The organism is Burkholderia sp. Bp9143 (genome assembly GCF_003853645.1).
Taxonomy (GTDB): domain Bacteria; phylum Pseudomonadota; class Gammaproteobacteria; order Burkholderiales; family Burkholderiaceae; genus Burkholderia.
In genome coordinates this window covers 270,012-296,624 of record NZ_QTPO01000001.1, presented here as the reverse complement: position 1 = coordinate 296,624, position 26,613 = coordinate 270,012, and the positions used below count along the sequence as shown (strand labels likewise).

Annotated in this window: 23 protein-coding genes and 1 pseudogene; 16 read left to right on the top strand and 8 right to left on the bottom strand. The window is 67.3% G+C overall.

Annotated features, from left to right (window positions below; translation table 11 throughout):
* Positions 1-145, bottom strand: a pseudogene (locus tag DIE23_RS01440) (circularly permuted type 2 ATP-grasp protein); the annotation flags it as partial.
* 690 nt (positions 146-835) lie between these two features.
* Here DIE23_RS01440 and DIE23_RS01435 point away from each other — a divergent pair.
* The 10 genes from DIE23_RS01435 (at position 836) to DIE23_RS01385 (ending at position 14,798) form a co-directional block, all read left to right on the top strand.
* Positions 836-1,828, top strand: a complete 993-nt coding sequence (locus DIE23_RS01435; protein ID WP_124610464.1) for a LysR substrate-binding domain-containing protein — start codon at positions 836-838, stop codon at positions 1,826-1,828.
* 673 nt (positions 1,829-2,501) lie between these two features.
* Positions 2,502-2,930, top strand: coding sequence for a hypothetical protein (locus tag DIE23_RS01425; protein ID WP_124610462.1), 429 nt, complete (start codon positions 2,502-2,504; stop codon positions 2,928-2,930).
* Between the two features lie 77 nt (positions 2,931-3,007).
* On the top strand, positions 3,008-3,769 hold the full coding sequence (locus DIE23_RS01420; RefSeq protein ID WP_124610461.1) for a hypothetical protein: 762 nt from the start codon (positions 3,008-3,010) through the stop codon (positions 3,767-3,769).
* Between the two features lie 103 nt (positions 3,770-3,872).
* Positions 3,873-6,629: a poly-beta-1,6 N-acetyl-D-glucosamine export porin PgaA gene (gene pgaA, locus DIE23_RS01415; RefSeq protein ID WP_124610460.1), complete on the top strand. Its 2,757-nt coding sequence runs from the start codon at positions 3,873-3,875 to the stop codon at positions 6,627-6,629.
* 15 nt (positions 6,630-6,644) lie between these two features.
* Complete coding sequence (gene pgaB / locus DIE23_RS01410; protein ID WP_124610459.1) at positions 6,645-8,738, top strand: poly-beta-1,6-N-acetyl-D-glucosamine N-deacetylase PgaB; 2,094 nt, start codon at positions 6,645-6,647, stop codon at positions 8,736-8,738.
* Positions 8,735-10,006 (top strand): poly-beta-1,6-N-acetyl-D-glucosamine synthase, encoded by a 1,272-nt coding sequence (gene pgaC, locus DIE23_RS01405; RefSeq protein ID WP_124610458.1) that lies wholly within the window; start codon positions 8,735-8,737, stop codon positions 10,004-10,006. Before pgaB ends, pgaC begins: the two co-directional genes overlap by 4 nt.
* Positions 9,984-10,472: a Biofilm PGA synthesis auxiliary protein PgaD gene (locus tag DIE23_RS01400; RefSeq protein WP_124610457.1), complete on the top strand. Its 489-nt coding sequence runs from the start codon at positions 9,984-9,986 to the stop codon at positions 10,470-10,472. The genes pgaC and DIE23_RS01400 overlap by 23 nt, the downstream gene beginning before the upstream one ends.
* Positions 10,473-10,571: 99 nt before the next feature.
* Complete coding sequence (glmS, locus tag DIE23_RS01395; RefSeq protein WP_124610456.1) at positions 10,572-12,395, top strand: glutamine--fructose-6-phosphate transaminase (isomerizing); 1,824 nt, start codon at positions 10,572-10,574, stop codon at positions 12,393-12,395.
* 14 nt (positions 12,396-12,409) lie between these two features.
* Positions 12,410-13,693: a hypothetical protein gene (locus tag DIE23_RS01390; protein WP_124610455.1), complete on the top strand. Its 1,284-nt coding sequence runs from the start codon at positions 12,410-12,412 to the stop codon at positions 13,691-13,693.
* 268 nt (positions 13,694-13,961) lie between these two features.
* Positions 13,962-14,798 carry a cytochrome c gene (locus DIE23_RS01385; RefSeq protein ID WP_124610454.1) on the top strand — a complete coding sequence of 279 codons (837 nt, stop codon included), beginning with the start codon at positions 13,962-13,964 and terminating at the stop codon, positions 14,796-14,798.
* Positions 14,799-14,819: 21 nt separating this feature from the next.
* Here the strand turns inward: DIE23_RS01385 and DIE23_RS01380 are convergent, their stop codons facing one another.
* The 3 genes from DIE23_RS01380 to DIE23_RS01370 are packed head-to-tail and all read right to left on the bottom strand — an operon-like array spanning position 14,820 to position 17,792.
* Entirely contained in the window at positions 14,820-16,076 is a 1,257-nt protein-coding gene (locus DIE23_RS01380) for a Zn-dependent hydrolase (RefSeq protein WP_124610453.1), read from the bottom strand.
* A complete protein-coding gene (locus DIE23_RS01375; protein WP_124610452.1) occupies positions 16,069-16,608 on the bottom strand; it encodes an L-2-amino-thiazoline-4-carboxylic acid hydrolase in 540 nt (179 codons plus the stop codon). Before DIE23_RS01375 ends, DIE23_RS01380 begins: the two co-directional genes overlap by 8 nt.
* Positions 16,609-16,625: 17 nt before the next feature.
* On the bottom strand, positions 16,626-17,792 hold the full coding sequence (locus DIE23_RS01370; protein ID WP_124610451.1) for a branched-chain amino acid ABC transporter substrate-binding protein: 1,167 nt from the start codon (positions 17,790-17,792) through the stop codon (positions 16,626-16,628).
* Between the two features lie 179 nt (positions 17,793-17,971).
* Here DIE23_RS01370 and DIE23_RS01365 point away from each other — a divergent pair, with 179 nt between their 5' ends.
* The 4 genes from DIE23_RS01365 to DIE23_RS01355 all read left to right on the top strand — a co-directional run bounded on the left by DIE23_RS01365 (position 17,972) and on the right by DIE23_RS01355 (position 19,723).
* Complete coding sequence (locus DIE23_RS01365) at positions 17,972-18,865, top strand: LysR substrate-binding domain-containing protein (RefSeq protein ID WP_124610450.1); 894 nt, start codon at positions 17,972-17,974, stop codon at positions 18,863-18,865.
* A 110-nt stretch (positions 18,866-18,975) separates the two neighbouring features.
* Positions 18,976-19,194 (top strand): ribbon-helix-helix protein, CopG family, encoded by a 219-nt coding sequence (locus tag DIE23_RS01360; protein WP_124610449.1) that lies wholly within the window; start codon positions 18,976-18,978, stop codon positions 19,192-19,194.
* Entirely contained in the window at positions 19,188-19,364 is a 177-nt protein-coding gene (locus DIE23_RS39375) for a hypothetical protein (protein WP_185646368.1), read from the top strand. Before DIE23_RS01360 ends, DIE23_RS39375 begins: the two co-directional genes overlap by 7 nt.
* A complete protein-coding gene (locus DIE23_RS01355; RefSeq protein ID WP_124610448.1) occupies positions 19,358-19,723 on the top strand; it encodes a type II toxin-antitoxin system VapC family toxin in 366 nt (121 codons plus the stop codon). Before DIE23_RS39375 ends, DIE23_RS01355 begins: the two co-directional genes overlap by 7 nt.
* A 57-nt stretch (positions 19,724-19,780) precedes the next feature.
* On the opposite strand, the gene DIE23_RS01350 is transcribed toward DIE23_RS01355, so the two are convergent.
* The 3 genes from DIE23_RS01350 to DIE23_RS01340 are packed head-to-tail and all read right to left on the bottom strand — an operon-like array spanning position 19,781 to position 22,755.
* Positions 19,781-20,482, bottom strand: coding sequence for an aspartate/glutamate racemase family protein (locus DIE23_RS01350; RefSeq protein WP_124610447.1), 702 nt, complete (start codon positions 20,480-20,482; stop codon positions 19,781-19,783).
* Between the two features lie 10 nt (positions 20,483-20,492).
* A complete protein-coding gene (locus DIE23_RS01345) occupies positions 20,493-21,797 on the bottom strand; it encodes a dicarboxylate/amino acid:cation symporter (protein WP_124610446.1) in 1,305 nt (434 codons plus the stop codon).
* A 1-nt stretch (position 21,798) separates the two neighbouring features.
* Positions 21,799-22,755, bottom strand: coding sequence for an ABC transporter substrate-binding protein (locus DIE23_RS01340; RefSeq protein WP_124610445.1), 957 nt, complete (start codon positions 22,753-22,755; stop codon positions 21,799-21,801).
* Between the two features lie 320 nt (positions 22,756-23,075).
* Here DIE23_RS01340 and ahpC point away from each other — a divergent pair, with 320 nt between their 5' ends.
* Both ahpC and ahpF read left to right on the top strand, forming a co-directional pair.
* Entirely contained in the window at positions 23,076-23,639 is a 564-nt protein-coding gene (gene ahpC, locus DIE23_RS01335; protein ID WP_006488685.1) for an alkyl hydroperoxide reductase subunit C, read from the top strand.
* A 125-nt stretch (positions 23,640-23,764) separates the two neighbouring features.
* Entirely contained in the window at positions 23,765-25,363 is a 1,599-nt protein-coding gene (gene ahpF / locus DIE23_RS01330) for an alkyl hydroperoxide reductase subunit F (protein ID WP_124610444.1), read from the top strand.
* Between the two features lie 114 nt (positions 25,364-25,477).
* Here ahpF and DIE23_RS01325 read toward each other — a convergent pair whose 3' ends face one another.
* Positions 25,478-26,314 carry an extensin gene (locus DIE23_RS01325; protein ID WP_124610443.1) on the bottom strand — a complete coding sequence of 279 codons (837 nt, stop codon included), beginning with the start codon at positions 26,312-26,314 and terminating at the stop codon, positions 25,478-25,480.
* Positions 26,315-26,613: the final 299 nt, after the last annotated feature.

Here is a 26,613-nt window from a genome sequence, read left to right as displayed (position 1 = left end):
TGCCTGTCCTGCGGAACACGCCTTCCGCGTCGTGGGCCTTCTGGGCGAGGCTGGCAGGGTTCTGCGTGTCGAGCCACTGCTTGAGGCGCGCGTAAGGCGCCCTCACCATATCGCCGGATTGCAACATTTCATCGAACGGTTTCATCGAATTGTTCTCCATCGTTCTCCCCGGCATTGCGCATGCCGGACCGGCGTCACATCTGCTTCGCAAGGAACGTGCCTTGCGCTATCCGCTCGATTCCCCCCTTTTTGCGCCGTGCCACGCACGCTCGTGCGCCATGCCGCACCACAACGGTGCAGCGACGGTGCCATCAGCGGCGTCGACGCGCCGTGAGTGCGCGCGACCGATGCCGCATCTGTCGACCATAGTTCCCCCGCGTGTCACGAATGTGCAATCTGCACTGCACAAATCTGGGCCCGCGCCAACCGTGCGCCTCGCGGCGAATCGTGCCCTCACACCGTTCGCCCTGGCTGCTTCAGCTTCCCGATCCCCGTTTCGATTCCCGTTTTCGGCCGGGATGGCACCGCGCCGGACCGTCGCAACGGACTGCGGGGAAGGCGGGCCGGCCACGCAACCTGCGCGGTCGGCCCTGGGGGAAGTACCGTCTGCGGCCGCACCGGCGTTCGACGCGGTGAACTAACCGGTTAGCCGGGTCCGGCGCCTCAAACTTATGCAGCCGTAATGCCGCCGACAACGCTCATGCATATTTCGACTGACACCAATCGAAAAAAAACATCGGCTGCTTGTGCACGAGGCACGGTACGCTAGAAGGTTCGTGCAGCGAATCGGCGCCGCCGCCCTGTGGGCGCCCGACCATAAAAAGCGAAGATCGAAATGGAAGCGAAGTGGCTGGAAGATTTCCTGAGCCTTGCGGATACCAAGAGCTTTTCCCGGGCCGCGCGTCATCGGCACCTCACGCAGTCGGCATTCAGCAGACGAATCGCCGCGCTCGAAACGTGGATGGACGCGAAGCTGGTGGACCGCAGCATCAACCCGATCGCGCTGACGCCGGCCGGGCAGATGTTCCGCGGGCTGGCCGCGGACATCCTGCGCAGCATGTACGCGGCACGCAACCTCGTGAACGGCTACGACCAGTTCGCGGCAAGCGACCAGGTGGTGCGCTTCGCGGTCGCGCATACGCTCGTGTTCACGCTGTTCCCCGAATGGCTCAAGCAGATGAACGGCGAAGTCGGCCACGTGACCGCGCGCGTCAACGCGGTGAACGTGCCGGAAGGCGTGCAGCAGCTCGTCGAGGGTGAGTGCGACCTGCTGCTCGGCTATCACCATCCACAGCTGCCGATCGTGCTCGATCCGAACCACTTCCCGTTCGTCACGCTCGGCGTCGAACGGATCCTGCCGGTGTCGACGCCCGACGCGCGCGGCAAGCCGGTATTCGAACTGCCGGGCACGCCGGATGCGCCGCTGCCGCTCCTCGCGTATTCGTCGGGCGCGTTCCTCGGAAACGTCGTCGAGATGCTGCTGCTGAACGCGTCCGAATCGTATGCGTTGCACCGGTGCTTCGAGACGCACATGTCCGAGGCGCTGAAGGGGATGGTCGTGGCCGGGCACGGGATCGGCTGGCTGCCGGAAAGCTGCGTGGCGAAGGAGCTCGCGGAAGGTTCGCTCGTCCGTGCGGGATCGGCGGACTGGATCACCGAACTCGAGATTCGCCTGTACCGGTCCGCGCGCAAGCGCGGGCTCGCGGCCGAACAGCTGTGGACCTACATCATGAACCGGCCGCGCACCGCGGCCGACGCCGCGATCGCCGCCGATCCGGTCGCGCCGGCCGTGCGCCTCGCGCGCCGCAGCGCCGGCGGCAGCCGATAACACACCCTCACGTACTCACGTGCTAGAAGGCCGGCGCGCGGCACGGATCAAACCGCGTCGCGCCGGCCATTAAAACCCGCGCCTGCCCGCGCAGCATTTTTCGCTCCCGATTCATATTCGAATCAATATCGCACACTTGATGAATCGAAATTAAAAGGCAAACGTTTGCGTATCCATGCTGTACTTTTCGCTCAATTCGGCAATACCACCGGATAACTTGCCGATTTATACTACGGAAATACCCTGTTACAGAACAAATCAAAATTTTCTATTCGCATGTAATGCCGACCCACACCAAAAACGTCGCACCCTCTTTTCGCATTTTCCGACCTGTGCACCGGCCGTCATCGCAATGCCTCGAGCACAGAGGCAAAAATTCCTTTTATCAGTCGTTATTTTTCGGCATGAACTTCGGCACCACTTTCGTCGGAAAATTTCCGTTTGGTCATCGCTACCGCTGAGCAATAATCATATTCTGCAATATTGACTTTATTCAGCGTTAAACCAACCTCCAAAATCCTCCTTCAATAAGACATTTAAAGCCCGTCCCATTCCAGCCACACGCAATTGCTTGTTCAAAACCCATCGTGTATCAATAGCTTGTCGCTAAAAGAACATCGTTAATTTCGACTCGGGATAAATGCACTGTCATCGATTCCGGACGGAGGTTGCAATGTCTTCCTCGTTTAAGCAGCACGCGCGCCCGCTCATCGGCGTCGCCGTATCCGCACTCTGCATCCATGCCGTGGCCCAACCCCAAACCCCGACCGACACGCCTGCGTCCGGGGCCAGCCCCGGGCGATACGTGATTTCGTATATCTGCGGCGATGCGCGAATCGACGGGACCGCGCCGCTTCCCCCCGATGGCCGTCCGTACAACCTCGGCGTGTCGTTCGTATCGGGCGCCAACGGGCAACCGCTGTCGAACGTGCAGGTACGGCTGCGACGGCATGGACGCGTCCTCGTCGAATTCAAGGCAACGGGGTCGCGCTGTCTGTTCAGCGTGCCCGATGCAAGTTACCGGGTCGAGGGGACTTATCAGGGAGCCACCCAGTTCGCGGTCGTCGAAACGGGCACACTCGCCACGCAGTTGCGGTGGTGAACGCCAGTCGAATGCGCGGGCCGGCGCCGCGCGCGATCGCGTCATGCACGGCAATCCATTGCATCGAGGAGGATTGAATGACTCGTGCAGAACGACCGGACGGCTCGCCCGTCCGGCAGCCGAAACCCTCCTGGGGCCCGGGAAAGAGTGCGGCGCTCAGCATCGTTGCATTTGCCGCGATCTTCGGTGCTTTCGCATACGTCGAGCGGGACGTGGGGGTCGGCCATGCAACCATGACGCGCGACATCGCCGGCATGATCGGCACTGCCGTCGGAAACTATCGCAAGGCCATCGCGGCCGCGACGGCCGACGCCTCCGGTGCCGCCTCGACGGTCGCGCAGGCCGCGCCGCTCACGCCTTCTGCACCGGTCATGCCGCATGCGCCGGCAACACCCGCCCTGTCGGCCGCGGCGGAACCGACCGTGCCGCCACGAACGACGCCCCGCTCCGCCGCGAAACATGCGCGCGCCGCGCATGTGCCGTCCACGACGCTCGCGGCGAACGCACATGCCGCATCGGCCAGCGGTGGTCGTGCGGCACGTCCCGGCGACACGCACCGGACGTCACGTTCACAGTCGCTCGCGCGCATGCAAAAACACACCGACCCCGCGCCGCGACGGCAACCGCAGTCATATATCGCCGACACGGCACATAGGGAGACCACGCGCGTCACGCACGACGATCTGGAAGGTGCTCGCGCCCTGGCCAAGGCGCGCTGGTGCGCACGAATCGACGAATGGAACTGCGTGGAGCAAAACGCGAGCCGGGCACTCGCGATCGACCCGAAGAACAGCGAATCGCGTGCGCTGCTTGGACAAGCGATCCGCAACCGCCTGTGAACCGGCCGGATGCCGCCGGGCCTCGCTGCCCGGCGGCGTGACGGCCGGCGACGAGCATCGTCGGGCGTGCAACCGATGTGATCGATTCAGAGTGAGGACTACCGTGGCCAACAATCGTCAACAACGATGTTCCACCGTCGCTCCGCCCGACCGGCGGATCCTCCTGCACGCGCCGTTGCTGTTGCTGCTCGTCGCGTCCGGCCCCTGCCTTGCCGCCGAAGGCGACACGGAACCCCGCGGCGCGACCGAAATCGCCGGGACCCACGGCGCGCCGGACGCCCTGCCGCCCGACATCCAGCCGACGGGGGCGTCGATGCGGCTCGCCCAGGGTCCGGACACCCTGCCCCCGGTTGCGCCGACGCCGATCGCGCAGGCATCCGATGCGTCGATGCAGATCGCGCAGGCGTCGGACCCGCAACCGCAGGCGATGCCGACCACGGTCGTGGTGGAGCCGGACGCGGCGCAGCCGAGTGAACCGGCGCCGGGCGCGCGATCGCCGACTACGCAGGCACCAGACGCTCAGGCGTCGAATGCGCCGATGCAACTTGCCCAGGCATCCGACACCGCGCCGCCGAATGCGCCGGCACCGGTCGCGCCTGCATCGGACGCGCCGATCCAGATCGCGCAGCCCGCGAGCACCCAGCCGCCCGAAGCACCTCCGCAAGGCGCTTCCACGACTGCCGACGCACCTGCATCTCATTCGCCGGCACCGAGCGCGTCCCCCTCGGACACCCCGCCGCAGGCCGCGACCGACCCGCCGCCGAACGCACCGACGCAAACCGCGCAGGCATCCGGCACCCCGATGCCGAACTCGCCTGTACCGGTTACCCTGACGCCCGGCGCGCAACCGCCGTCGTCCCAGGGACCGAATTCGCAGACGCCCGGCGCCCAACTGCCGGGCACGGCGACGCAACCCTCGCAAGGTCCTGACGTCGAAGCGCCGAATGCCCAGGCGCCGAATCTCCGTACCGCCGACGTCGCGACCGTGCGCAACGACGTGTTCGGCCTCGCCGCGAGCGGCGGCGCGATCAAGGCGCTCGAAGAAGCGAAGGCACGACCCGATGCGTTCTCTGCCGTCGACATCGCACAGCTCGAAGAACTGTCGATACGCCAGCAGGTGCGCGGCGGACGCGACAAGTCGCGCTCGATGACGAGTTCGGACCGCTTCGACGGGCTCGACAGCGCGCTGCGCGCGGCGGACGACCTCGACAAGCGGATGCCGGCCACGCCCGAGTATTCGCCGGTGAGGACGGCGCTCGCGGGCGACCGCACGGTCGCCCTTGCGGCGCGCGGCGACATGAGGCCGGCCGTTGCGACGTTCGAGACGATTCCGCCCGACGCGGAGATCTCGATCGACGCGCTGGCGGCCGTCGGCGATGCGTACCTGTACCTGAGCGAACCGGGCAAGGCGAACGTCGTGTACCAGCGCGCGCTGCAGCAGGCGACCGCGTCGCCGACGGACCGCGCGACCCGCGGCTTCCAGTACGGCGCGCGCACGCGTCCGATCGAACTGCGCGAAGGGCTGTTCTGGTCGTACGTCGACCGGGCACGCGCGGCGGACGCGAAGCAGGTGCTCGACGACATGGGCAAGTCGCTGCCGCCGGCCAATGAGGTGCGCAACTACGGCCCGGAAGAAAGCGACTATCTGCGCTACTACCGGCTGCGCGCGCAATACCTGATCTACACGGGCCACGTCGACGAAGGGATCGCCGCGCTCGAAGCGCTCGAGAAACAGGTGCCGTTCAACGCGGAGATCCGTGCCGCGCATGCCGACGCGGTGTCGGGCCAGTCGCATCCGCGCCAGGCGATCGCGATGTATCGCGCATCGCTGACCGATCACCCGGACAGCGTCGAGATGCTCGCGGGCCTCGGCCGCGCATCGCTCGTCGCGGACGACTACGCAACCGCGAAGAGCGTCGACCAGACCCTGGACAACGTGTTTCCGGACAGCGGCGCCGTGCGCGGCTTCAAGCGCGACTACAAGGCATACCGCAGCCCCATATTCACGACCGACCTGAGCTTCGAGCACGGTAACAGCGCACTGGCCGACAACAGTTTCTCGTCGGACAGCTACATTTACTCGCAGCCGTTCGGCGACAACTGGCGCGTTTTCTCGCACACGTTCTATGGCCATGCGCAAACCGACAGCGGCAGCGTCAGCCGCACGCGCACGGGCGTCGGCGGCGACTACCGGCACGGACCGCTCACCGTGCTGGGCGAAGTCACGCGCTCCCTCGGCGGCGACGGCCGGACCGGCGGCCGCGGGTCCATCGCGTACGCGCTGAACGACTACTGGACGGTCTCCGGCGCGCTCGACACCAACGACAACTCGTTGCCGTGGAAGGCGTACGCCGCGCACATCTGGGGCCGCTCCGCGAACATCTCGGTCGTGTATCGCCAGAACGACCGTCGCGAGGTCAAGCTGAGCTACGGCGTGAGCCGCTACAGCGATTCGAACCTGCACCAGGAGATCGCCGCGACCGCCACGCAGCGCGTGTACACGGCCGCCAACCAGCTCGTCAACATCTCGCTGGATCTCGGCACCGACAGCAATACGCGCCAGGACGCGCCCTACTTCAGCCCGGGCCGCGACTACGCGGCCGCTGCGACCATCATGCATCAGCTGACGCTGTGGAAGAAGGGCGACATGGGGCTGCAGCAGCGCCTGTCGGTGTCGGGCGGCGTGTACAACGAGCGCGGCTTCGGCACCAGCCCGCTGTGGAGCGCGCGCCTCGAGCACGCGTGGACCTTCAAGCACGACATCACGCTGAGCTATGGCGTCGAGGTCAGCAGCCACGCGTACGACGGCCAGCGCGAGCGCTCCGAAACCGGCTTCCTGTCGGTCAACCTGCCGTTCTAGCAAGGAGATCGCGCAATGCAAACCAGACGGACCTTCATGTGCGGATGCCTCGGCACGTTCACCGCCTGTTCGCTGTTCCCAGGCGTGACCAATGCCAAGATGATCGACCTGCTGCCGCCGTCCGATCCGGCCGACGGCAAGACGTTTCGCGTGATCTGCCTGCATGACGTGCGTGACAACCTGATGGCGTCGTTCACCTCCCGGTCGGCGATGGTCGACCCGTTCGCGGTCGATACCGGCACGCTGACCGCGATCTTCTCGTGGCTGCAGACCAACAACTACCACACCATCACGGTCAAGCAGATCGAGGAGTCGCGGCACGGCGGCAAGCCGCTGCCGCCGCGCGCGGTGCTCCTCACGTTCGACGACGGCTACCGCAGCCACTACACGAAAGTGCTGCCGCTGCTCGAGCGCTTCAAGTATCCGGCCGTGATGGGCATCGTCACCGCCTGGATCGATGCGCCGCTGGATGCGCCGATCCGCATCAGCGACAAGGTCCAGGTGCCGCGCGACTACTTCATGTCGTGGGACGAGGTGCAGAAGGTCGGCCAGTCGCACCTCGTCGAGCTCGGCTGCCATACCCACAACCTTCATCACGGCGCGGTCGCGAATCCGCAAGGCAACGAATTGCCGGCGACCACGTCGCACCTCTACCTGCAGGACGAAAAACGCTATGAAACCGACGCCGAATTCGAAACGCGCGTGCACGACGATCTGCAGACATGCGTGCGCCAGATCCGCGAACGCACCGGCATCGTCGCACGCTCGATGGTGTGGCCATACGGCGCGGAAAACCAGCCCGTGCGCCAGATATCGACGTCGCTCGGCATGGACATCCAGTTCAGCCTCGATGCCGGCCCGAATACGCCGGACGTGCCTTTGGACCGGCTGAGGCGGATCCTGATGATGTACGACGTCGACATCGGCATGTTCGAGCGCTCGATGCGCGAGCCGGCGTCGAACCGCGGCGACGTCGACGTGCCCGAGCGCATCGTGCAGGTCGATCTCGACCAGGTCTACGATCCGGATCCCGCGCGGCAAGAAGCGAATCTCGGCAAGCTGATCGAGCGCATCTACCGGATGCAGCCGAAATCGGTGTACCTGCAGGCCTATGCCGACCCGAAAGGCACGGGCGTGGCCGAGGCGGTGTATTTCCCGAACCGGCACCTGCCGATGCGCGCCGACCTGTTCTCGCGCGCCGCCTGGCAGCTCAACACGCGCTCCAACGTGCAGGTGTACGCGTGGATGCCGGTGCTCGCGTTCAGGCCGCCGCCGGACAAGCATCAGGGGCTCGAGGCCGTCAGCGCATACGGTGGCGCACCGGCCCGCGAGAACGGCACGCGCGTGTTCCGGCTGAGCCCGTTCGATCCGGATGCGCGGCTGATGATCCAGCAGATCTACGAGGATCTCAGCAAGCACGCGTCGTTCAGCGGCATCCTGTTCAGCGACGACGCCGTGCTCGACGACTACGAGGATGCGGGCCGGCATGCGCTGCGCACCTATTCGCAGTGGGGGCTGCCGGCCGACGTCGGCAAGATCCGCGAGAGCCCCGACCTGATGAAGCGCTGGACGCGCCAGAAGTCGCGCTATCTGACCGACCTGACCCGCCAGCTGGAACAGATCGTGCTGGCCCACCAGAACGTGGGCGATGTGCTGACCGCGCGCAACATCTTCGCGATGCCGGTGCTCAAGCCCGAATCGGAAGCGTGGTATGCGCAGAACTACGACGACTTCCTCGCCCACTACGACTACGTCGCGCTGATGGCGATGCCGTACATGGAGCAGGCGAAGGATCCCGACGGCTGGCTGGACCAGCTCGTGCGGGCCGTCCGTGCGAAGCAGCGCGGGCTGCAGCGCACCGTGTTCGAACTGCAGTCGTACGACTGGCACGCGCAGAAGCAAGTGCCGGCGGGCACGCTGCTTGCGCAGATGCGACGGCTGCGCAGCGAGGGCGCGGTGAATTTCGGCTACTACCCCGACAACTTCCTGAACGGCCAGCCGGAGCTCGACGCGATGCGCGACGTGATGTCGCTGAAGTCGCGCCTCGATCCGACCTCGATCAACGCGCTGATGCAGATGCAGCATGCACAGGGGACCAAGACGCCATGACCACCCACGGCATCATCCAGCGCCTGCAGGACTTCGTCTTCTACTATCCATTCTTCATGTCGTATCTATGGATGATCGGCGGTGTCGTTCATTACTTCCTGCTCGAGGAAGGCCGCGAGCTGTCGACGCGCACGATCGCCGCGAGCGGGATCCCGAAGATCTCGATCGTCGTGCCGTGCTTCAACGAGGCGGCGAACGCGCGCAGCGTGATCCGTCACCTGAGCGCGATGGACTACCCGAACTACGACATCATCGCGGTCAACGACGGCAGCAAGGACCGCACCGGCGACATCCTCAACGAGCTGGCCGTCGAGATTCCGCGGCTGCTCGTGATCCATCACGCGTGCAACGAAGGCAAGGCGGTCGGGCTCACCACCGCGGCGGCGGTCTCGAACGCGGAATACCTGCTCTGCATCGACGGCGATGCGTTGCTCGCGCATGACGCGATCGGCTGGATGCTCGAGCATTTCCTGACCGATCCGGGCGTCGGCGCGGTCACCGGCAATCCGCGCATCCGCACGCGCACGTCGCTGCTGGGACGCATGCAGGTCGGCGAATTCTCGTCCATCGTCGGGCTGATCAAGCGCACGCAGCAGGTGTACGGCCGCATCTTCACGGTGTCGGGCGTGATCACGATGTTCCGCAAGACCGCGCTCGCCGATGTCGGCTACTGGAGCTCGGACATGCTGACCGAGGACATCGACATCAGCTGGAAGCTGCAGTGCCGCGACTGGCGCGTCGTGTACGAGCCGCACGCGCTCAGCTGGATCCTGATGCCCGAAACGCTGAAGGGGCTCTACCGGCAGCGGCTGCGCTGGTCGAAGGGCGGCATCCAGGTGCTGCTCAAGTACGCGCGCACGCTCGCCCGGCCGACGCAGATGATGATGTGGCCGCTGTTCGCCGAGTACCTGATCGGCATCGCGTGGGCCTATTCGATGTCGTTCATCCTGCTGCTCGCGCTGATCGACGTCGTCTATCCGCTTCCGTCGAGCTGGCATGTGTCCGTGGTGCCGCACTGGCACGGGATGCTGCTGGTCGCGACCTGCATCCTGCAATTGATCATCGGCTGCATGATCGATCGTCGTTACGACGAAAAACTCCTGATGTATTTCCTTGACACCATCTGGTACCCCGTCGCCTTCTGGCTGATCAGCATGATCACCACCGTCGTCGCCCTGCCCGCCGTCGTACTGCGGGGCCGCGGCAAGCGCGCCGTTTGGGTCAGTCCCGACCGAGGTATTCAACATGAAGAACGCGCCGATTATTGACCTTTCCCTGCGCGCGCCGCGCGAACTGATCGCCGAGCGCGGCAACATCGTCGGGCCCGTGCTCGTCGTGTGGTTCCGCCTCGTGCGGCCCGCGCTGGTCGGCGGCGTATGGGCATCGATCTGCATCTACACGTATCGCTACCTGCTGCCGTTCAACCAGGCCGAGATGCCGATCGAGCAGATCGTGTTCTACGTGACGAGCATCGCGCTGATCGCCGGCACGATCGTCATGTGGCTGATCGCGGGGCGCGTCGTGCATCCGCTCGCGTACCGGTTGCACGCGTCGAAGATGCTGCGGCGTTCGGCCGGCGTGAAGATGCGCTCGGTGCCGCCAACCGCGCTCGCGGGCGCCCGCCGGCGCGGCGCGCGGCGCACGACGCGCATTCTCGTCGCGTCGCACGATGCGAACGGCTCGATCTCGGGCATCGAATGGGTCGTGCATGCGGGACCGCAACCCCGCGAATAGGTCACCGGAGACGTGCCGCGCGACGCGCCACACCGCTCCTGAAATCGTGCTGGCGCGCGTCACGCGCCGGCCGGCAATTTCCTGTAGACGAGGTGAATCATGTGCGGAATCGTCGGAGCAAGCGGCCTGAAAAATCAGGTCCCGCAACTGGTCAATGCGTTGAGCCGGCTCGAGTATCGCGGCTACGACTCGTGCGGCATCGCCGTGCTGCGTGACGGCCGCCTGCGCAGCGAACGCACGTTGCGCCGCGTGGCGGACCTGCAGGACCGCGTGCTGACGCTTGGTCTCGAAGCGCAGACGTGCATCGCGCACACGCGCTGGGCGACGCACGGCGCGCCGTCGGAAATGAACGCGCACCCGATCATGTCGGGCGACACGATCGCGGTCGTACACAACGGGATCATCGAAAACCACGACGCGCTGCGCGCCGAGATGCGGGAGCGCGGCTATACGTTCCGCGGCGAGACCGACACCGAGGTGATCGCGCACCTGATCCACAGCATGTATCGCGACGACCTGTTCGATGCCGTCGTCCGCGCGGTCAAGCGGCTGCACGGCGCGTATGCGATCGCCGTGCTGAGTGCGCGCGAACCGCAGCGGCTCGTCGCCGCGCGCGCGGGCTCGCCGCTCGTGATCGGCATCGGCGCGGACCAGAACTATCTCGCGTCCGACTGCGCGGCGCTCGGCGACCTGACCGACCGCTTCGTCTACCTGGAAGACGGCGATGTCGCGCTGATCACGCCGGAACGCATCGACGTGGTCGATTCGATCGGGAGCGAGGCACAGCGCCCGCTGTGCCTGGTCAAGGCGCGCGACGACGACGCCGCCCTCGGCCCGTATCAGCACTTCATGCAGAAGGAGATCTTCGAGCAGCCGAAGGCGATCGCCAGCACGATCGACGGCATCGACACGATCTCGCCCGCATTGTTCGGCGGCAACGCAAGCACGCGTGCGCTGCTGTCGAAGACCCGGAGCGTACTGCTGCTCGGCTGCGGCACCAGCTACTATGCGGGCCTGACGGCGAAATACTGGCTCGAGGGCATCGCCGGCATCCCGGCACAGGTCGAGATCGCGAGCGAATACCGCTACCGCGAGACCGTGCCCGATCCGCGCACGCTGGTCGTCGGCATTTCGCAGTCCGGCGAGACCGCCGACACGATCGGCGCGATCGAACGGGCACGCGGGATGGGCCAGGACCTGTCGATGGCGATCTGCAACGTCGCGACCAGCACGATCGCGCGCACCGCGCCGCTCTGCTTCCTGACGCGCGCCGGCATCGAGCTCGGCGTCGCGTCGACCAAGGCATTCACGACGCAGCTCGTCTCGCTGTTCCTGCTGACGCTGATGCTCGCGCAGCTGCGCGGCCGGCTCGACGCCGCGCAGGTCGCGATGCACCTGAAGAAGCTGCAGGAACTGCCGGACCGCATCGGCCACGCACTCGCGCTGGAAACGCAGATCATGGGCTGGGCCGCGAAGTTCGCGCGCACCGAGAACGCGCTGTTCCTCGGCCGCGGCATTCACTATCCGATCGCGCTGGAAGGCGCGCTGAAGCTCAAGGAAGTGTCGTACATCCATGCGGAAGGCTATCCGGCCGGCGAACTGAAGCATGGCCCGCTTGCACTCGTCACGAGCGCGATGCCGGTCGTGACGATCGCGCCGGACGACCGCCTGTTCCAGAAGCTGAAGTCCAACATGGCCGAGGTGCGCGCACGCGGCGGGCGGCTGTACGTGCTCGCGGGCCATCATCTCGAGATCGATGCCGACCGCGACACGCACCTGATCCGCGTGCGCGAATCGGGCGACGCGCTGTCGCCGATCGTCAACGTGATTCCGCTGCAGCTGCTCGCCTATCACGTCGGCTGCGCGCGCGGCGCCGACGTCGACAAGCCGCGCAACCTCGCGAAATCGGTCACCGTCGAGTGATACGGAAGCCGTTCGTGGCGCAAGCCACGGTCACGCGCCCGAACGCGGCACGGCGCGCTGCCGCGTGGCGCGTCGCGACCGCGGCGCTCTGCGGCGCGTGCTGCGCCGTCGCCGCACCGCGCACGTTGGCCAGCGCGCCGGTCGTGCACACCGTCACCGTGCAGGCGCCCGCATCACCGCAGAACAGCGGCGACCCGCGGCGCTTCATGCACGGGATCGGCGTGGCCGACGCCGGCAACGGCCGGCGTTGGGTGTTCTTCAGCAGTTCGGGCATCGTGCCGCGCGGTGCGCTGCGCAACGGCAACTGGCCGCATGACGTATACGTCGGCGAATGGCTGCCGGGCAAACCGCGCCTGCTGCGCGTCCATACGTTCATCAGCCGCCCCGAGGCGCAGGAGCCCGTGTCGATCGCGCAGAATCCGCGCGGCGACATCTTCGTCACGTTCGAGGACGGCTGGAACACGCCGCAGGTGGTCAGCCAGCGATACGGCGTCTATCGGCGCGACCTGAAGCCGATCAAGCCCTACCCGAACGACGTCGAGGCCGGTGGCCACTCGGGGCACGTCGCCGCGGTCGGCGAACGCTTCGTCGTGTTCTATTCCGCCGACTGGATCGACGGCGGCGGCGTCGACAACCTCGGCACCGGCAACGGCGTCTACGTGAAAACCTACGATGCCGAAGGACGCGTGGTTAATCATGTGCCGGTCGCGCCGCATCGCCGCGAATGGTGGCCCGTGGTCGCGGGCTCGCCGCACCGCGCGTTGCTGGTCTGGCAGAAATACATCGAAGGCAGCACGGACGCGACGCTCGAATTCGCGATGTTCGATCCGGTCACCGCGAAACTCGACATGCTCGGGCCGCTGAACGACGCGATCCAGTACTACGCGTATTCGTCCGCCTATGTGCCGGCGGTCGACCGCTTCGTCGTCGTCACGACGACAGCGGACAATCGCGGCGTCGCGATGCTGATCGATCCGGGCGGCCGGCGCCTCGCCACGCTCGACTGCCTGCCGGCGTCGGTGCGCGAGGCCGGGATCGGCGTCGACGGCACGCATGCGTACGTGCCGACCCGCGACGGGCGGCTGCTGACGCTGGCGCTTTCGCCGACGGGCATGTCGGTGAGCGGCGTGCAGCGCTCGCCGATTCCGTGGGGCCCGACCGGCATCGCCGGGTTCCCGGCACGCGGCGGAACGATGCATTTCGTATCGCTGACGCCGTCCGGAGCACGTGAGGCCGATTTCGACACAGCACGGGAAACACCTCTGCCGAAGGCCGACGCGCAGTGTCCGTCGCAATGACGGCGACCGGGCACGTCGATCCCGCTCGACGCGATCGATCCATGCGGTTGCGCCGCTACCCGAATCGCGCAGTGCGATCCCCCGGTACGCATCGGCCGGCCCGGTAGTCGGCTCGCTGCAGCAGGCCGGCCCGATCCCTCGCACCTGCCCGGTTCCCGCGCCAAAGTCGCCAGCGCCACCCGTACCGGATAGACTGTCGCCCGATTCCATCCATCGGCCGCGGCGCTCGCCCCCCTGCCGCCGCCGGAACGCCCCCCACGGAGAACGAATGCTGAAGCGCCAGTGGTTTTCGCTGTTGCTGCTGACGGTGTGCCTGATCGCCACGCGCGCGTCCGCACAGGGCTCGCTCGAACTCGAGACCGACGGCACGCCTCGCGTCCTGACGCGCCAGGCACTGCTCGCGCGCGCCGACGCGACGGACATCCACGTGCCGCGCGATATTGCATACGGCCGGCCGATGACGTTTCGCGCGGTGCCGTTCGCCGCCCTGCTCGGCGACACGCCGCTGCCGGCGGACGGCGTGCTCGAAACGCGCGCGGCCGACGGTTTCGCCGCGCAACTGCCGCTGGATCTCGCGCGCCGCCGTGCGCCGGCCGGCGCCGTCGCGTGGCTCGCGATCGAGGACCCCGCGCACCCGTGGCCGAAGCTGCCGGGCAAGCAGGTCGGCGCGGGGCCGTTCTATCTCGTGTGGCTGGGGCTGGACGCATCGTCGGTGCGCGGCGAGCAGTGGCCGTATCAGATCGTGCGCATCACGATCGAATCGTCGCCGCTCGCGCGCTGGCCGTCGCTCGCCGTCGATCCGGCACTGCCGGCGAACGATCCGGCCCGCGCGGGCCAGCGGCTGTTCGTCACGCAATGCCTCGCGTGCCACCGCCTCGACGGCGCGGGCAGCAGCCACGCCGGCCCCGACCTGAACGCGCCGATGAATCCGGTCGACTACTTCCAGCCCGCCGCGCTGCGCCGCTACATTCGCAATCCGGCATCGGTGCGCGACTGGCCGGGCCGCGTGATGCCGGCATTTCCGCCCGATCAGCTGAGCGACCGGGAACTCGACCAGGTCGTCGCTTACCTCGCGTACATGGCGCGACGCAAAACCGGCAAGTAAGCCGCGCCTGTCAGGCGCTGATCACGCGCCCGCTTCCTGCGCGCTCTGCAGCACCGCGCGCAGCAGCACGTCGGCGCCGGCCGCCGACCATTCCGGCGTGATCGCCTCGGCCTCGTTGTGGCTCAACCCGTCGACGCAGGGCACGAAGATCATGCCGGTCGGCGCGACGCGCGCGACATAGCACGCGTCATGGCCCGCACCGGACACGATGTCCATGTGCGACAGCTCGAGTGCCTGCGCCGCGTCGCGCACCGCGTCGATGCAGCGCGGCGCGAACGGCACCGGCGGATACGTGAAGATCTGCTCGATCCGCGCACCGAGGCCGGCGTCGGCCGCCACGCGCGCCAGTTCCGCACGCAATGCCGCATCGAGTTCGTCGAGCACCGCATCGTCGGGATGGCGGAACTCGACCGTGAAGAAACAGCCGCCCGGCACCGTGTTGCGCGAATTCGGCCGCGCCTCGATCATCCCGACCGTCGCGCGCGCGTGCGGCGCATGACGGCGGCCGAGCGCATCGACGAATTCGATCATCCGCGCGGCGCCGACCAGCGTGTCGCGCCGGAATTCCATCGGCGTCGTGCCCGCGTGCGCGTCGACACCCGTCAGCGTCACCTCGTACCAGCGCTGCCCCTGCCCGGCCGTCACGACGCCGATCGTCCTGCCCGCACGTTCGAGAATCGCGCCCTGCTCAATATGCAGTTCGTACGCGGCATGCACCGGATAGCCCCCGACGGGCTCGACGCCCGCGTAGCCGATCCGCGCGAGCTCCTCGCCGATCGTCTTGCCTGCGCCGTCGGTGCGCGACAGCCCGTATTCCAGCGGATAGACGCCGGAGAACACGCCGGCCGAGATCATCGCCGGCGCAAAGCGCGAGCCTTCCTCGTTGGTCCAGATCACGACGTCGATCGGACGCTCGGTCTCGATGCCCGCATCGTTCAGCGCGCGCACGACCTCGAGGCCGCCGAGCACGCCGTAGATGCCGTCGTAGCGGCCGCCGGTCGGCTGCGAATCGGCGTGCGAGCCCGTCATCACCGGCGCGGCGGCGGGATTGCGGCCCGCGCGGCGCGCGAACACGTTGCCCATCCGGTCCACCCGCACCGTGCAGCCGGCATCGCGCGCCCACGCCACGAACAGGTCGCGCGACTCGCGGTCGAGGTCGGTCAGCGCGAGACGGCAGACGCCGCCCTTCGGCGTCGCGCCGATCTGCGCCATCCGTTCGAGCGACGCCCACAGCCGCGCGCCGTCGACGCGCGGTGCGCCCGCGAGGTCGTCACGCATTGCCGGCCTCCGGGGCGTTGTCGCGGGGCGCCGCCTGCAGCGCATAACGGAAATCGCAGCGCTTGCCGCCCTGCATGATCGTGCTCGTGCGCGTCAGCGCGATGCGTGGGTCGTAACCCTCGATGAAGTAGCTGTCGCGCGCGCAGCTCAGCAGGTGGCCGATCTCGCCGAGCCCCATCGCGTGATACATCTCCGCGTAGCTGCAGCGATGCACGTCGTAGTCGTAGTGCGCGTCGTCCGCGCGGTGCACCTCGACGTCGAGCGCATCGTCCTTCTCCCACAGCACCTGCAGCGCGATGAACGACTGCACGCTCGTGCCGTCGGGCTCCTGCGCGGCGAACGTGCGGCCCGCGTCGACGGCCGCGCCGCGCACGGCTTCCGCGATCACGGCCTGCGCGCGCTCGGTTCCGAATTCGCGCTTCATGATCTCGTAGATCGGCTTGATGATTTCCGCTTCGATGCGGCGCCGCGCGAGGATGCCGAGGCGCGTGTCCTCGGGGGCCGCCGCGGATGCATGAGTCGTGTCGGTCATGGGGTTCGTCTCCGTCGTCATTTCGTTGCGGGGTGCGCGCCGCCGAGCACGTCGACGACGGTCCATTTGCCGCCGCGCACCTGGTAGATCGTGAATGCCGGGTCCTTCAGGTTGCCTTCGCTGTCGAACGCGACCCGGCCGGTCACGCCGTGCCGATCGATCGCGCGCACGGCCGCGACCAGCTTCGCCGGCTGCGTCGTGCCGGCCTTCTGCGCGGCCGCGATCAGCGTGGCGGCCGCGTCGTACGCGAACGGCGCATGCAGTTCGATCGGCGCGTTGAAGCGTGCGCGGTACTGCGCGTCGAACGCCTTGCCGCCCGGCATCCGGTCGAGCGGCAGGCCCGGTTCGAGCGCCGTCACGCCGTCGCCGTCCTTGCCCGCGAGCGACAGGAAGGTCTGGCTCACGAAGCCGCCGGCACCGAGCAGCGGCGCGTTCACGCCGAGCTGGCGCATCCGGCGCGCGATCGGCGCGGCCTGCGCGTCGAGCCCGCCGAAGAACACGAGATCCGCGCGCTTGCCCTTGATCGCGGTCAGCACGCCGCTGAAGTCGGTCGTCTTGTCGTTCACGTACTGGCGATCGACGATCGTGCCGCCGTTCGCCTGCACGCCCTTGATGAACTGGTCGGCGAGCCCCGCGCCGAACGACGTGCGATCGTCGATCACCGCGATGCGCTTCGCCTTCAGCGTCTTCACCGCATAGGCGCCGGTGAAATTGCCGCCCGCATCGTCGTGACCCATGATGCGGAACGCCGTCGCGTAGCCCTGCTGCGTGTACGGGTGGCCGGTGGATGCCGGCGCGATCTGCGGGATGCCCGCATCGCGGTAGACGCGCGAGGCCGGCACGCTGCAGCCGGTGTTCCAGTGACCGACGACGCCGATCACGTGCCGGTCGACGAGCTGCTGTGCGACCGCGACGGCCGTGCGCGGGTCGGATTGATCGTCGGCCGCGACGAGCTTGTAGACGACCGGCTTGCCGCCGATGCTCGGATGCTTCGCGTTCGCGTCGTCGATCGCGAGCTGCGCGCCGTTCTGCAAGTCCTTGCCGATCCGCGCGGACGGGCCGGTGAGCGGCGCGGCGAGACCGATCAGGATCGTCTGCGGCGCGGACTGCGCGAAGGCGGGAACGGCGGCGATCAGCGCGGCCGCGGAGAATGCGAGGCTGGCGGGAAGGAAAGCGATTTTCATGTGCAGTGGTCAGCGATTCGGGATTCGAAACATGAAAAATATTAAATATTCTGCCGACACACCCCAAATACTCAATTGTTGGATGCTTATGCCATTCCCGACACAATAACGTAATCCACTGTAAATACAGGATATTTCCATGCTGTCGCTTACCCTGATTTTTCGATAAAATTCGATACATGAAAAATATCGAACAATTTCCACACGATCCGCCGCTACGCGCCGTCCGCGCGTTCGAGGCATTCGCACGTCTCGGGTCGGTCACCGCGGCCGCGCGCGAGCTCGACATCACGCCATCCGCTGTCAGCCATCAGCTGCAACTGCTCGAAGCGTTCATCCAGACGCCGCTGACCGTGCGCGAAGGCCGGCTGCTCGCGCTCACCGACGAGGGGCGCGACTATTACCGCTCGATCAGCGCCGCGTTCTCGGTGCTGCGCAGCGCGACGCGCTTCGTGCGCGACCGGTCGTCGCTGCGGCAGATCACGATCAGCCTGATTCCGCTGCTCGGCATCGGCTGGTTCATTCCGCGCCTGCACGCATTCCTCGCCGACAACACCGACGTCGACGTGACCGTGCTGTATGCGCATCACCGCAACTATCGAAGCGACGCGTCCGACCTGTCGATCCGCTTCGGCACGGGCGACTGGCCCGGCTACCGCTGCGAGCGGCTGCTGCCGGGCGCGATGGTGCCGATGTGCAGTCCGTCGTTCCTGAAGCGCCACGGGCCGTTCCGCACGCCGGCCGATCTCGCGCGGACGCCGCTCGTGCACGACGAGGATCGCAGCACCTGGGTCAACTGGCTGCAGGGCGCCGGCGTGCGGCACGTGTCGCATGCGGTGGGGCCGATGTTCGAGGACGGGCAACTGACGCTGAGCGCGGCGCGTGCGGATCTCGGCGCGGCGCTGTTGCGCGCGCCGCTGGTCGAGCGCGAACTGGCCAGCGGCGAACTCGTGAAGCTGTTCGACCACGCGCTCGACGACGGGCGCGACTACTACCTGTGCACACGCGAGGACACGGACCTGCCGGACGGGGCGCGTCGGCTCGCCGACTGGCTGAGGAAAATCGCCGCCTGAGTGCCCGGTCCGCAACCTGCCGGCGGCCGTCAAGCTTGCCGGGCGAGTCGGCGCCTTGCGGATGGCCTCATGTGTATATATGATATGCATATCATATATCGGAGGTTGCGATGAGCCGTATCCTGATCGATCTGTCGAATGGCCAGCTCGACGAACTGGCCGCCATCGTCGAGACTGAGCAACGCTCTCGCGCCGCGATCATTCGCGATGCGATCGACGCGTATATCGCGCAACACAAGCGAGCGCACGCCGATCACGTATTCGGCCTGTGGAAGGATCGCGCGGTCGACGGGCTCACCTATCAGGAGGCACTGCGTTCAGAATGGTAAAAGCACACATCGACACCCCCAGCGCGGCCAGGCATCCGGGCCGCGCGCTTCCGGCCGGCGCTTGCCTCGTGCCGCACCGGCCGCCGCATGCCGACACCGTGTTCGGTCTCTGGAAAGCGCGTGCGCTCGACGGGCTCGCCTGGCAGGAGGCCCTGCGCGCGGAATGGTAAAGGCACTCTTCGACACCAACATCCTGATCGACTATCTCGGCGGCGTGGAATCCGCGCGCGCGGAGCTGGCCCGCTACGACTACCGGGCAATCAGCATGGTGACCTGGATGGAAGTCATGGTCGGCGCGACGGCCAGCGACGATGCGGCGATCCGCGCGTGGCTCTCATCGTTCGACATCATCCCGCTCGACAGCCTGGTGGCGAACCGCGCCGTAACGATTCGCAAGGAACGTCGCATTCGTCTGCCCGATGCGATCGTCTGGGCATCGGCGCAAGTGAACGGCCTGTTGCTCGTATCGCGCAACACGAAGGATTTTCCCGTCACCGAACCGGGCGTCCGGGCGCCGTATCAGATCTAGCGCAAGCGGTGTCCGTCATGCGTGCGGGACATCCGCGCATCCCGCCGTCGCCGCGCGTCACACTGCCCGCCCCCATCCGCGCTCGGCCGCATAGGCGACCGTCGCGCGCGCCAGCTCCTGCGTGCTGTCGACCAATGCGAACGGCGCATCGCGCAGCGCACGCGCGGCGATCGGGATTTCCGTGCAGCCCATCACCGCGACGCCCACGTCCCGTCGCGCCAGCGTCGCGAGCGCGCGCGACAGGCACCGCACCGACGCATCGAGCTTCCCCGCCTTGACCGCCGCGATGCACGCGGCGATATCGCGCTGCGCGGCCGCGCCCGGCATCACGGGCTCGAAGCCGCGCGCACGCAGCGCCGCCTGGTAGAAGCCCGACACCAGCGTGCCGCCCGTGGCGAGCACGGCAACGCGACGCACGCCGGCCGGCAATGCGGCCACCGATGCATCGACGATATGCAGGATCGGCACCGCACTGCGTTCGCGCAGCGGCACATACCAGTGATGCGCCGAATTGCACGGGATCGCGATCACGTCGACACCGCAGCGGTTCAGCAGCGCGATGCCATCGAGCAGCGCCGGCAGCGGATCGGTCCCGCCGTCGATGATCGCGCGCGAGCGATCGGGCGTTTGCGTCAGGTTCGCGACGATCATCGGCAGGTGCTCCTGGTCGCAGCGCGCGCGTGTCAAGCGAATCACGCGATGCATGAAGTCGACCGTGGCCAGCGGCCCCATTCCGCCCAATACACCGACGAGTGCCATGACGCCTCCTTCACGCGCGCGACGGCCGCGCGCAGATCGCGGATACGACGGCCGAGTTGCCGATCACCAGCAACAGCGTCCGCACTATCTCGCAGAACGGATCGACCGCCGCGAACAGCACGAATGCGGCCTCGAACGGCAGGTGCAGCGCCGCGCACACCATTCCGGAGAGCGACACCGTCACGACGCCCGACGTGCCCGTCGACGCGAACCCGGCCAGCACCGACGCGACCAGCACGACGCACAGCTCGCCGGGGCCGAGCGACCGTTCGTAGAGTTGCGCGACGAACAGCGTCGCGCTCGCGTAATAGACCATCGGCCCGACGCGCAGCAGCGACACGGCGAGTGGCACGACCAGTTCGACGCGCGCGCGTGCGAAGCCGAAGCCGTCGGCCAGGCACTCGATCATGCTCGGCATGCAGGCCACGCTGCTGCGCGTGGCGAGCGCCATCGCGAACGGCGTGCGCAACCCGGCAAGCGTCTCGGCCAGCGTCGCGCCCGAGCGCTTCCAGATCACGACGATCGCCGCCGCGATCAGCACGAGCGCGACGACGACGAACGCGGCGACGAAGCGGACCATCGCCTCGAGCGGCCCGAACCCCGACGTGCCGATCTGCGCGGCGCCGCCGCAGAACAGCACGATCGGCGTCGGATACGCGAGCCAGTGCATGATCTTCTGACACGTGAAATAGACGGTCTCCAGCGTCTGGCTCAACGCCGCCGAGATGCTCGCGGGCACGCGTCCCGACGCGAAGCCGAAGAACAGCGAGAACACCAGCGCCTTCAGCGTGTCGCCGCTCGCGAGCGCCGCGAAGAAATTGCCGGGCACCAGCGCGATCAGCATGTCCGCGAGGCCCGACGACTGCTCCGCGGGATCGGTGCCGTACAGCGTCATCACGGTGTCGCTCGCCGCCCCGTCGCTGCCGACCAGTGCGCCGAACGCCTTCAGCGTCGCGGTCGACAGGTGCTCGCCCGGCCGCATCGCGACCAGCACGACCGCGCCGACCACCACGACGAACACCGACACGCAGCCGAAGATCGCGATCACGCGCATCACGAGATCCGACGCGTTGCCGTCGCGCAGCAGCCGCTGCAGGCTGAAGATCACGGCGGCCGTCATGAACGGCAGCGCGGTCATCTTGAGCAGGCCGACGTACACCTGGCCCACGAAGTCGAACTTCGGCGCGGCCGCCGGCCACAGCACGCCCGCCACGATCCCGAGCGCGAGGCTGCCGAAGACCGTCAACGGATGGATCGCGAGCGCATGCAGCCGCTCGATGCGGGGTGTGATACGGATCTTCTCGTTCATATTCATGTCAGTGGCCCATCGCATCGAGCAGGGATTTCACGTCGAGCCGCTTGTTGCGCTCGGCCAGGAACTGGTCGACGAACGCGAGGAGCGTCGGCGCGGACACCGGCACGCCGACGGCAAGCGCGTCGGTGAGGTCGTCGAAGGTCGCGACGCGCAGCCGGATCGGCGCGGTCGGGTCGTCCTGCATCACGCGCTTGATCGCGAGCTCGTCGCGATACACGGCCGTGACCGCGCCGGCGTTCAGCGCGTCGAGCGTCGCCTGCCAGCTTGGGTAAGTGCGCACCTGCGCGGCCGGGAAGTCGCCGCGCACGTATTCGGCGTAGGCCGAGCCCGCGACGACGCCGATCGTGCCGCGGTAGTCGCGCACGACTTCGGGCAGCGACCGCCCTTTCGCGAGCTCCGCGAAGCCGACGCGGTTGATCAGCAACGCGCGCCGCAGGCTGATGTACGGCGTGCTGAAGCGGATCACCTGCGCCCGCGGCAACGTGCGCGACAGCTTGCTGATCGCGACGTCGGCCTGCCCCGTCGCGAGCAGATGAACGACGTCGTCGAACGTGCGCGCATCGCGGTCGAACTGCACGGACACGCCGAGCTTCTTCGCGAGTTCGTCGGCGAGATCGATGTCGACGCCCGCCAATGCGCCGTTGCGCGACATGAAGAACGGCGGCTGATCGACGCCGAGCACCGCGACGACGAGCGTGCCGCGCGTGACGATCCGCGCGAACTCGGGCGCGAGCAGCCGGCCATCGGGCATCGGCACGAGCCCGGTCGCCGTGATGGCAGGCGCCACCGGCACGGCCGGCGCGGAGGGTTCGACGGCCAGTGCCGGCGCGACGCACGACACGGCGATGAGTGCGCAGAGCGTACCGCGCAAATGCCGACGCAGGCATCGGCGCTCGGGAAGGATGTCGCGGAACCACGCAAGCAGCGCGCGCGCGGCGCGTCCGGAAAAGAGGTTCATGGTGCAGTGGGATGGAGCGTGTCGATCGACCGCGCTGCCGTTCGTGCCGAACGCGCGCCGGGCCCTTGCGCGGGGCGCCGCGCCGTCGCCCGGCACCGCGCCCTCCCGCACGCCCAATGTGTCAGAAGCGCCTTCCTGCCGAAATCCGCCGGAAGGCCCGGCCCGGATAGCACGGGCCGTCCGGACGGCCCGCCGGAACGGGGGCCGGAAGCAGATAGAAATTCCCGATGCCGTGGATTGAAACAAGCAATTTCACAAGCTCAGGGTGAACCCGGATACTGGGAACACTTCATCAACACCCACGCAAAGGAACTCGCAAGATGCCGATCATCAACACCCAAATCAAGCCGTTCAAGGCAACCGCTTACCACAACGGCGATTTCGTGCCCGTGTCCGAAGAGAACTTCAAGGGCAAGTGGTCCGTCGTCGTGTTCTACCCGGCCGACTTCACGTTCGTCTGCCCGACCGAGCTGGGCGACCTCGCCGACCGCTACGCGGAATTCCAGAAGCTGGGGGTCGAGATCTACGGCGTGTCGACCGATACGCACTTCACGCACAAGGCATGGCACGACACGTCGGACACGATCGGCAAGATCAAGTACCCGATGATCGGCGACCCGACGCTCACGCTGTCGCGCAACTTCGACGTGCTGATCGAGGAAGAAGGGATGGCGCTGCGCGGCACGTTCGTGATCAACCCGGAAGGCGAGATCAAGCTGTGCGAAATCCACGACAACGGCATCGGCCGCGACGCAGGCGAACTGCTGCGCAAGGTGCAGGCTGCGCAATACATCGCGGCGCACCCGGGTGAAGTGTGCCCGGCCAAGTGGACGCCGGGTGCGGAAACGCTGACCCCGTCGCTCGACCTGATCGGCAAGATCTGACGATCGCGCCGCGCGCCTCGCACGAGGCGCGCGCGTCACGCGAATGCGGGCCGCCTTGCGCGGCCCGCACCCTCCTCCGGCACGACGTGCCCGACCAGCATCATCAATACGGAATCCGAAACGCCATGCTCGACGCCAATCTCAAGAACCAACTGAAAGCGTACCTCGAAAAGATCACGCGCCCGATCGAACTCGTCGCGTCGCTCGACGACAGCGCGAAATCGCAGGAACTGCTTGCGCTGCTGAACGAGATTGCGTCGCTGACGTCGCGCGTGACCGTGACGGAACGCCGCGACGACGCCGAGCGCAAGCCGTCGTTCGCGATCGGCGAACCCGGCAAGCCGGCCGGCATCCGCTTCGCCGGCATCCCGATGGGCCATGAATTCACGTCGCTCGTGCTCGCGCTGCTGCAGACGGGTGGCCATCCGATCAAGCTCGACGACGACGTGATCGAACAGATCCGCGCGCTCGACGGCGACTACGCGTTCGAGACGTATTTCTCGCTGTCGTGCCAGAACTGCCCGGAGGTCGTGCAGGCGCTGAACGTGATGTCGCTGATCAACCCGCGCATCCGCCACGTCGCGATCGACGGCGCGCTGTTCCAGAACGAAGTCGAGGCGCGCCAGATCATGGCCGTGCCGACGATGTTCCTGAACGGTGAATCGTTCGGCCAGGGCCGCAGCAGCGTGAAGGAAATCCTCGCGAAGCTCGACACGGGCGCGAGCGCCCGGGCCGCGAAGTCGCTCGAGAACAAGCCGGTGTTCGACACGCTGATCGTCGGCGGCGGCCCGGCCGGTGCGGCCGCCGCGATCTACTCGGCGCGCAAGGGCATCGCGACGGGTGTGGTCGCCGAGCGTTTCGGCGGTCAGGTACTCGACACGATGGCGATCGAGAACTTCGTGTCGGTGCAGGAAACCGAAGGGCCGAAGTTCGCCACCGCGCTCGAGCAGCACGTGAAGCAGTACGACGTCGACATCATGGACGTGCAGCGCGCCGACGCGCTGATTCCGGGCGACGTGCATCAGATCCGCCTCGCGAACGGCGCGGTGCTGAAGGCGAAGACGATCGTTCTCGCGACCGGCGCGCGCTGGCGCGAAATCAACGTGCCGGGCGAACGCGAATACCGCAACCGCGGTGTCGCATACTGCCCGCACTGCGACGGCCCGCTGTTCAAGGGCAAGCGCGTCGCGGTGGTCGGCGGCGGCAACTCGGGCGTCGAGGCCGCGATCGACCTCGCCGGCATCGTGAAGGCCGTCACGCTGATCGAATACGGCGCGCAACTGCGCGCGGACGAAGTGTTGCAGCGCAAGCTGCGCAGCCTGCCGAACGTGACGATCGTCACGCAGGCGCAGACGACCGAGCTGACCGGCGACGGCAGCAAGCTGAACGGGCTCGTCTACAAGGATCTGCGTTCGGGTGAAACGAAGCGCGTCGATCTCGAAGGCGTGTTCGTGCAGATCGGCCTCGTGCCGAACACCGAATGGCTGAAGGGCACGATCGAACTGTCGAAGCACGGCGAGATCGTCGTCGATGCGCGCGGCGCGACGTCGGTGCCGGGCGTGTTCGCGGCCGGCGACGTGACGACGGTGCCGTTCAAGCAGATCGTGATCGCGGTCGGCGAAGGCGCGAAGGCATCGCTCGGCGCGTTCGATCACCTGATCCGGCAAGACACGACGCCGGCTACGGCCGACGCGACGCAGGCCGAGGAAGCGATCGCCGCGTAACGCGCGACGCTCCGCACTGGTTCGTCTCTCTTGGCCCCGCATGCCCTGGTCGGCGTGCGGGGCCCTTTTTCATCCGGTGTCGGGCGGCGCCGCGCGAGCGCTGCGGCGCCCCTCTCACTGGCTTACGCCGGGTCCGGCGTTCGCCGGTGCGGGTGCCTTGAAGCTGCTCGACTGCCTGACCAGCTGTTCGGTCATCGCGGCACCCACCGCATTCGCACCCGCCGACGTCGGCTGCCGATCGCCGCTCGGCGTCGCCACATGTTGCGGCGGCGGCAACGACGGATCGAGCTTTGCTGATTCCCGCACGAGCGCGGCGGTTTCAGGCGTTTCGGACTTCATGACGGGCGTTGCTGCCGCGTGCCGCTCGAGTCCGTCGCGCTTGCGCGCCGCGCGATGCGTCGGCTGATCCGCCTGCTGACTCGGCCGGGCCGCCTGCGCGGCCTGGACCGGTGGGGTCGATTGCGCCGGCTGAGCCGGTTGCGCTGCTTGAACCGGCGCCGCTTGTACCGGCGCTTGTACCGGTTGCGCGGGCTTGGCCTTCGGCGGGGTCGCATCCTCCGGCTCGACCGTCACGACGTGGACAGTCGGCGGCGGCGCACTCGGTTTCGCCGGTGGCGCCTGTGCGGCGATGACCGGCGCGACGGCAACGGATGCCGGCGCCGCGCTCGTACGCGCAGCGGCCGCGGCTGGCGGCGGTACGGCCGCTTGTTGCGGCACGGCCTCGTCCACATGCGCGGACGGGACGGCAACGCGCGCTGGCGGCGCGATCGTGCCTTGTGCGGTATGGCCGTCGTTCGCCGCTGTCACGGCGGCGGCAGGTGCTGTGGAATCGCCGATGCCGGCCTCCGCGATCGCGCGGTGGTCCGCACGCAGAAGCATCACGTAGCCGGTGCCTGCCGCGGCAACCAGCAGTCCGCCGGCGATCATCAATGTCTTACGGGTACTAGTCATGCTTGCTCACCGATCTTATCGACGTGAACAAGTCATCATACGCGTGCGTTCGCGCTTGATCCCGCACGAATACATTTGGTTGCATCGACGTCGACCCCAAGATCGCCAAGGCCGCCGCGTGCGTACGACACCGCGCCGCCCTATCGTCAGACGGTTCGACGCCGCTCGCCCCGCCCCCTCGGATGCAGACGATCGCGACAGCGATCCTGCCGAACAGCGCCCACCTGACGACGTAGTACACGGTGACACGGTGGGACGCCACCCAGCGCATCGACATTTCCCCCGCAAGCTGTTTGCCG

Coding starts and splice junctions, on each gene's coding strand:
- DIE23_RS01435 (WP_124610464.1), top strand. CDS start 836: ATGGAAGCGAAGTGGCTGGAAGATTTCCTGAGCCTTGCGGATACCAAG.
- DIE23_RS01380 (WP_124610453.1), bottom strand. CDS start 16,076: ATGCGTGACGACCTCGCGGGCGCACCGCGCGTCGACGGCGCGCGGCTG.
- glmS (WP_124610456.1), top strand. CDS start 10,572: ATGTGCGGAATCGTCGGAGCAAGCGGCCTGAAAAATCAGGTCCCGCAA.
- DIE23_RS01360 (WP_124610449.1), top strand. CDS start 18,976: ATGAGCCGTATCCTGATCGATCTGTCGAATGGCCAGCTCGACGAACTG.
- DIE23_RS01385 (WP_124610454.1), top strand. CDS start 13,962: ATGCTGAAGCGCCAGTGGTTTTCGCTGTTGCTGCTGACGGTGTGCCTG.
- DIE23_RS01365 (WP_124610450.1), top strand. CDS start 17,972: ATGAAAAATATCGAACAATTTCCACACGATCCGCCGCTACGCGCCGTC.
- pgaB (WP_124610459.1), top strand. CDS start 6,645: ATGCAAACCAGACGGACCTTCATGTGCGGATGCCTCGGCACGTTCACC.
- DIE23_RS01325 (WP_124610443.1), bottom strand. CDS start 26,314: ATGACTAGTACCCGTAAGACATTGATGATCGCCGGCGGACTGCTGGTT.
- DIE23_RS01400 (WP_124610457.1), top strand. CDS start 9,984: ATGAAGAACGCGCCGATTATTGACCTTTCCCTGCGCGCGCCGCGCGAA.
- pgaC (WP_124610458.1), top strand. CDS start 8,735: ATGACCACCCACGGCATCATCCAGCGCCTGCAGGACTTCGTCTTCTAC.
- DIE23_RS01355 (WP_124610448.1), top strand. CDS start 19,358: ATGGTAAAGGCACTCTTCGACACCAACATCCTGATCGACTATCTCGGC.
- DIE23_RS01370 (WP_124610451.1), bottom strand. CDS start 17,792: ATGAAAATCGCTTTCCTTCCCGCCAGCCTCGCATTCTCCGCGGCCGCG.
- DIE23_RS01340 (WP_124610445.1), bottom strand. CDS start 22,755: ATGAACCTCTTTTCCGGACGCGCCGCGCGCGCGCTGCTTGCGTGGTTC.
- DIE23_RS01350 (WP_124610447.1), bottom strand. CDS start 20,482: ATGGCACTCGTCGGTGTATTGGGCGGAATGGGGCCGCTGGCCACGGTC.
- ahpC (WP_006488685.1), top strand. CDS start 23,076: ATGCCGATCATCAACACCCAAATCAAGCCGTTCAAGGCAACCGCTTAC.
- DIE23_RS01345 (WP_124610446.1), bottom strand. CDS start 21,797: ATGAATATGAACGAGAAGATCCGTATCACACCCCGCATCGAGCGGCTG.
- DIE23_RS01375 (WP_124610452.1), bottom strand. CDS start 16,608: ATGACCGACACGACTCATGCATCCGCGGCGGCCCCCGAGGACACGCGC.
- DIE23_RS39375 (WP_185646368.1), top strand. CDS start 19,188: ATGGTAAAAGCACACATCGACACCCCCAGCGCGGCCAGGCATCCGGGC.
- DIE23_RS01420 (WP_124610461.1), top strand. CDS start 3,008: ATGACTCGTGCAGAACGACCGGACGGCTCGCCCGTCCGGCAGCCGAAA.
- ahpF (WP_124610444.1), top strand. CDS start 23,765: ATGCTCGACGCCAATCTCAAGAACCAACTGAAAGCGTACCTCGAAAAG.
- DIE23_RS01425 (WP_124610462.1), top strand. CDS start 2,502: ATGTCTTCCTCGTTTAAGCAGCACGCGCGCCCGCTCATCGGCGTCGCC.